This is a genomic window from Streptomyces avidinii, from assembly GCF_014650695.1.
Taxonomy (GTDB): Bacteria; Actinomycetota; Actinomycetes; order Streptomycetales; family Streptomycetaceae; genus Streptomyces; species Streptomyces avidinii.
Genome location: NZ_BMVL01000042.1, coordinates 1 through 4,992, shown reverse-complemented (window position 1 = coordinate 4,992; position 4,992 = coordinate 1). Strand labels below are relative to the sequence as shown.

The 4,992-nt window shown below is 69.4% G+C and carries 6 protein-coding genes; 3 read left to right on the top strand and 3 right to left on the bottom strand.

Annotated features, from left to right (window positions below; translation table 11 throughout):
- The first annotated feature begins 411 nt into the window (after positions 1–411).
- Positions 412–846: a transposase gene (locus IE257_RS39255; RefSeq protein ID WP_308279512.1), complete on the top strand. Its 435-nt coding sequence runs from the start codon at positions 412–414 to the stop codon at positions 844–846.
- Between the two features lie 8 nt (positions 847–854).
- Here IE257_RS39255 and IE257_RS37570 read toward each other — a convergent pair whose 3' ends face one another.
- From IE257_RS37570 to IE257_RS37560, 3 genes are all read right to left on the bottom strand, one after another.
- Entirely contained in the window at positions 855–1,124 is a 270-nt protein-coding gene (locus IE257_RS37570) for an SUKH-3 domain-containing protein (RefSeq protein ID WP_189974602.1), read from the bottom strand.
- A gap of 161 nt (positions 1,125–1,285) precedes the next feature.
- On the bottom strand, positions 1,286–2,008 hold the full coding sequence (locus IE257_RS37565; RefSeq protein WP_189974599.1) for a dienelactone hydrolase family protein: 723 nt from the start codon (positions 2,006–2,008) through the stop codon (positions 1,286–1,288).
- 598 nt (positions 2,009–2,606) lie between these two features.
- A complete protein-coding gene (locus tag IE257_RS37560; protein ID WP_189974598.1) occupies positions 2,607–3,128 on the bottom strand; it encodes a putative immunity protein in 522 nt (173 codons plus the stop codon).
- A 94-nt stretch (positions 3,129–3,222) separates the two neighbouring features.
- Here IE257_RS37560 and IE257_RS37555 point away from each other — a divergent pair, with 94 nt between their 5' ends.
- On the top strand, positions 3,223–3,735 hold the full coding sequence (locus IE257_RS37555) for an Imm21 family immunity protein (RefSeq protein ID WP_189974595.1): 513 nt from the start codon (positions 3,223–3,225) through the stop codon (positions 3,733–3,735).
- Between the two features lie 49 nt (positions 3,736–3,784).
- On the top strand, positions 3,785–4,681 hold the full coding sequence (locus IE257_RS37550; RefSeq protein WP_189974594.1) for a hypothetical protein: 897 nt from the start codon (positions 3,785–3,787) through the stop codon (positions 4,679–4,681).
- Positions 4,682–4,992 lie beyond the last annotated feature (311 nt).

Here is a 4,992-nt window from a genome sequence, read left to right as displayed (position 1 = left end):
GCCCCGCACCAGCCCTTATGGGTTCGGTGCGGGGCTTTTCTGCGTTTACGGGCCGGCTCGAGTCGGCGGTCGTGCTGCACAGGTGCGACCACGAAGGCACCGTGCACCCAGCCGCAAGGCCAGCAGCTACCGGCGGATCGAAGCAGCCACCGCTGCCGACCGGCTACGGAAACCTTGCCGCGGTCGGTCTCGCCCTCGCTGGCCGGGCCGGCGCCCGGACGGCACAGGTCTTCGCGGTGTCCGTCAGCCGCAGCATGCGGCCGTCCGCGCGCTACTCGCCGCGGGTCGCAGCCCGCCACGCGATCCAACGCCAACTCGGCATGACCTACCGCACCGTCGAGGTCCTCGCCGACGCCAACGCGCCCGAGGATCTCTTCCGCGGCGAATGGCAGGGGTACCCGTCCGCACTCGATGAGTACAAGCCCTACCTCGTCACTGCACCGCCACCCTCACCTCGCACGGTCGCTGGCCGGATCCTCCGCCACACCAACACCAACACCCTCACCGAGGCGGAACAGCTCTGCCTCAAGGCCGTCTTGGGCCACTGCCCCGAACTGGACGCACTCAACAGACATGTGCGGTTCTTCGCCGAGACCTTCACCGAGCGGGCAAGGCCAGCGGTTGCCCGAGTGGCTCCACGCCGTCCGCAACGACAACCTGCCCGGCCTCCACATCCTCGCCGCCGGTATCGACCGCGACCGCGACGCTGTCATCGCCGGTCTCACCCCGCCCTGGAGCTCGGGCGTCGTAGAAGGGCACGTCAACCGGATCAAGATGTTCAAACGGCAGATGTTCGGCCGAGTCGGATTCCTGCGCCTCCGAAGGCGAGTACTGCTCTACAGGTGACCGACGCGTCAGGAGGGCTGTCCCGCCGGCTCGTACCCCTCATCGATTCGGCGAGGAACCACGCCGAGAACCAAGTTCTCCATGGCGTGAGGCATCGGTCCGAAGCTGGCAACCCAGGTCTCAACGAGATAGATCACGCCGACTTCATCGATGCCCAGGAAGAACCGGCCGTGGTCCAGCTCGCCGAGCGGGTAAAGATGGCGCCCGATCGCTTCGCCCCACTCCGTGAATCGGTCATCCTCGCCCCAGGCCAGTTCGGGGTCCAGCTCCCGCTTCACGGAAGGCGCGCCAGAACCTGAGTTCGGGCAGGGCGGGTCCCTGCCGAGAGCTTGGCAGGGGCCCGCGGTGCAGAGAGTTGCGGAGGGCCGGGACCTGTCCTTCGAGGAGAGCGTCCTGGCCGGCGCCGCTTACCGTCTGCTGTCGGCCTGACGGTCCGGCCTCACTTCAGGTGCCGGCCGAAGAACCGGGTCCCGTCCTCCACCTCGAACCACGGGGTGCCGGTGTGTCCGCCCGGATTGGCGTGCAGCGTCTTCTCCGTGGTGCCGAAGGCGTCGAACAGGTCCAGGGCCCGTTGCCGGGGGTTTCCTTCGTCGTCCCACTGCAGCAGGAACAGCAGGGGAACGGTGACCTGCCGGGCCTCCTCGCGCTGGGCGGAGGGTACGTACCCTCCGGCGAAGAAGCCGGCGGCCGCGATGCGCGGCTCGACCACTGCTAGGCGAATGCCGACGGCGGTCCACCCCGAGTATCCGACCGGGCCGCCGATCTCGGGCAGTGCGAGGAGGGCGTCCAGGGTGGTCCGCCATTCCGGGACCGCCTTTTCGACCAGAGAGCCGACGAGGGTCTCGAAGATCTCGTCGACCGGCTCGCCGGCCTGCATCGCGCGGCGGAGGTCGTCGCGAGCGTGTTCGTCGGCGGCGGAACGGGGGCGGTCACCGCACCCGGCGGCATCGATGGTGGCCACCGCGGAGCCGGACGCCGCGGTGTGCCGGGCCCGGGCCACCAGCCGGGCTGCGCCCTTGGGCAGGCCGTTGTTGTGGGCCATCAGGACCAGCGGGACCGGTGCGGCGGACTCGGGCGTCCACAGGGTGTCGGGGATCTCGCCGAGGAAGAATTCGCGTTCGAGGACGCCGTCGTCGAGGCGCTGTTCGGAAGTGAATTGCATGGTCGTGCCTTTCGGGAGTGCTCGCGAACGGCGCCCGCCCCGCAGGACACCGAGCACCGAGGACCGAGCTCGATGCTGTTCTCGGTGAGGCCGTTGGCGATCCGCAGGCCGCACTACCGGGCACTCGGCGTACCGGTCTCCGTCCTCGGCGGAGCGCACCGACCCGAACCCCGTCAGCCGCCGGTCGGCCGGCCTCGCCAGCCGTGCATCGTGCGCCGTGCGCCTGCCGAACCGGCCAGGACGTATTCGAGCGGCCTTGGAACCCATGCGTCGTCGAAGGGCGCGTCCCGCATCAAGATGCTCACCGGGCAGATGTCGGAGGCACACCGTAACTTCCGTACATGGGTGTCTACTTGGTGAGCGTCGGCGCGGAGGAATGATTCGGTAGGGCGTACGCCCGGAGATGGGCTTCGTAGCCGGCTCAGGCCAAGCCTTCGAAGAGAAGCCGGCCCCCTCCATGACCGGGTTCCTTTACACCTGAGCCCCCCATCCTCGGTTCCCACCGGTGTCCCGGCGAGAACCACTCACCGCCGAGTTCTCCGGCGTTCTGCTGCCGGGACTCCCGCGCTGCCGCCTGCGGACCGGGTTCCGGCGCCGGTCAGTGGCGCAGGGCCTCGTCGAGCGCGTAGTAGAGCGTCTCCAGTCGGCTGCGGCCGGGGCGGCGGGCCGGCATCCGGCGCAGCAGTTCGCGTACCGCTGTCGGGGCGTGTTCGATCGCCCATCGGATCTCCTCGTCACCGACGACGGTGTCCCCCTCCGCGGCGAGTTCACGGGCGAGTGCCCCGTACACGGCGGGCCCCAGCACGTGCTTCGACTGGTGCGGGGTGGCCAGCGGGTGGATGTAGGGAGTCGCTGCCGCGTGGCACGCGGCGCGGGCCGCCGCCGTGGCCGCGGGGTCGTCGACCTCGCGAGCGGCCGCGTGTGCCGCCCAGGCCAGGGAGCGCAGCCGCGCTGTCCGCTTCCCCTCGTCCACGAAGGCACGTATACCTTCGATCGCTTCGCGAGGCCGGCTGTCGGAGGGCGCCTTCGCCTCGAACAGCGGCAGGGCCCGCTCCACACAATCGGCGGCCCAGAGTCCGAGTAGACGGCGGTCTTCTTCGCTGATGGTCACCTCGTCCATCCGCCCATCATGTGCGGAGCCGGCCCGGCAAGGCGAACAGGTTTGTTGCGTTCGGCCGTCGGCGCCGACCGTCCGGGTCCTCTAACCTCCCGGCATGGCGAGATATGCGGATCCAGGGCTGGTCGACTGGGTGGAGTCCGGCGGCGGCCCGCTCGTGGTGGTGCCGGCTGCCGTGTTGAACCTGTGGGAGGGGGCGGACAGCGAGGGCCCCGAATCCGACTACGACCGGGCTTGTGCGGTCTCCGGCTACGCCCGCCTGCTCGCGGTGGGTCCGGCGCAAGCGCTGGTACTGGGCGACGAGCCCTCGTCCACGGCGTTCCTCCCCGAGCACGCGGTCTTCGTGCGATGGGTGGCGGCCGAGTCGGAAGCGGACCTGCTGGGCGGCGTCGGGGCGGCGCTGGCGGATGCCGCCTGGGAGGACAGGCAGGTCTGGGACGTGCCGGGGCCGGTCGTGCTCTTCGACTCCGCCTGGCCCGGCTCCGAGGTGGAGCCCGACAACCACACACGGGTGGATCTGCCGGCCGGCCGGTACGAGGTCAGGGCCGCCCTGGCCCACTCCGACGCTGACACCGCCTTCCAACTGATCCAACTGCTCCCCTTGCGATAGTGCGCAGTTCGGCACCGACGCCCAGGTACGGCGCCCTACCCTTCCGTGCATGGATCTGGACGCCCAACTCAGAGCTCTGGCAGCCCAGGAGAGCCTTCCCACCGACCTCCTACGGCGCCTGCTCCGGGACCAGGGGGCCCGCGGCTCGGCCGCGCTGATACGCAAGGACCTGACCGAGGAGCTGATCGAGGAGATCATCGCGCTCGGCTCCGCGCGCTCGCTCGCAGCCAACAGCCATGTCCCGTCCTGGCTTCGGGCCCGTTTCGTAGAGCATCCGGAGCCGACCGTCCGGTGCGCGGTCGCCGCGAGCATCACGGACGAGCCGCCCGGGCTGCTGGCCCGCCTGGCGGACGACCCGGATCAGTCCGTGAGGCGGTTCCTCACGATGAACAAGCATCTGCCACCGGATCTGCTGGCCCGCCTGGCCGCAGATCCGGAGCCCGGTGTCCGGTCGTCGGTTGTTTCGCACTGGCGGGACGCTCCGGACACCGTGCGCAGGGCACTGCTGACGGATACCGACCCGGACGTCCGTAGGTGTAGTGCTCGGGCGTACGTCCCTCCGGCGGACCTGCTGCCCGTACTGCTCGCCGATCCGGCGACGCGCGCTGATGCAGTCCGCCACGTGGCGCCGACCCAGGAGTTGGCCACCGACCCGGATTCCGACGTGCGAGAGGCCGTAGCGGTCCATCCGGACCTGCCGGCCGGCCTGCGCGATCAGTTGGCAGAAGACCCGGACATCTTCGTCCGGAACGCGATTGCGGCGAGGGCGGACACTCCGGCCGTCATGCGTGAGCGGGTGGTGGCCACCTTGGAACCTGACAGCGACCTTGCAGAGTGGATGCTGGCCTTCGCTCGCGGCCACCACAGCTGCCCCCCGGCAGCAGCGCCCCCTCCGAGCCTCTCCCGGGACGAGGCAGAAGCGTTGCTGACCCGGGCCGGCCTGTAGGTCCGCCCTCGGGCCGACCGGGGTGCCCGAGCCGTTTTGACACCCCCCGGGGCGGGTTGTAGAGTCAAACGGTTGCCTCGAACTGGACAAGTTCGGCAGCCACACCCCCTGAGGAATGTAATTCCGTGTGGGGTGCACTCGATTCTTCAGAATCCGAAGCCGGGGAAATCCGGTGGAGAACTTCTGATAGAGTCGGAACCGCCGGAAAGGGAAACGCGAAAGCGAAAACCTGAAAGCGCCGAGGAAGTCGGACACGAAAGAGTCTGATAGAGTCGGAAACGCAAGAACAGAACGAAAGCCCGGAGGAAAGC

Bases quoted from the DNA above. Each gene is read 5' to 3' on its own strand.
- IE257_RS37555 (WP_189974595.1), top strand. From the start codon at position 3,223: ATGGCGAGATATGCGGATCCAGGGCTGGTCGACTGGGTGGAGTCCGGC.
- IE257_RS37565 (WP_189974599.1), bottom strand. From the start codon at position 2,008: ATGCAATTCACTTCCGAACAGCGCCTCGACGACGGCGTCCTCGAACGC.
- IE257_RS39255 (WP_308279512.1), top strand. From the start codon at position 412: ATGAGTACAAGCCCTACCTCGTCACTGCACCGCCACCCTCACCTCGCA.
- IE257_RS37550 (WP_189974594.1), top strand. From the start codon at position 3,785: ATGGATCTGGACGCCCAACTCAGAGCTCTGGCAGCCCAGGAGAGCCTT.
- IE257_RS37560 (WP_189974598.1), bottom strand. From the start codon at position 3,128: ATGGACGAGGTGACCATCAGCGAAGAAGACCGCCGTCTACTCGGACTC.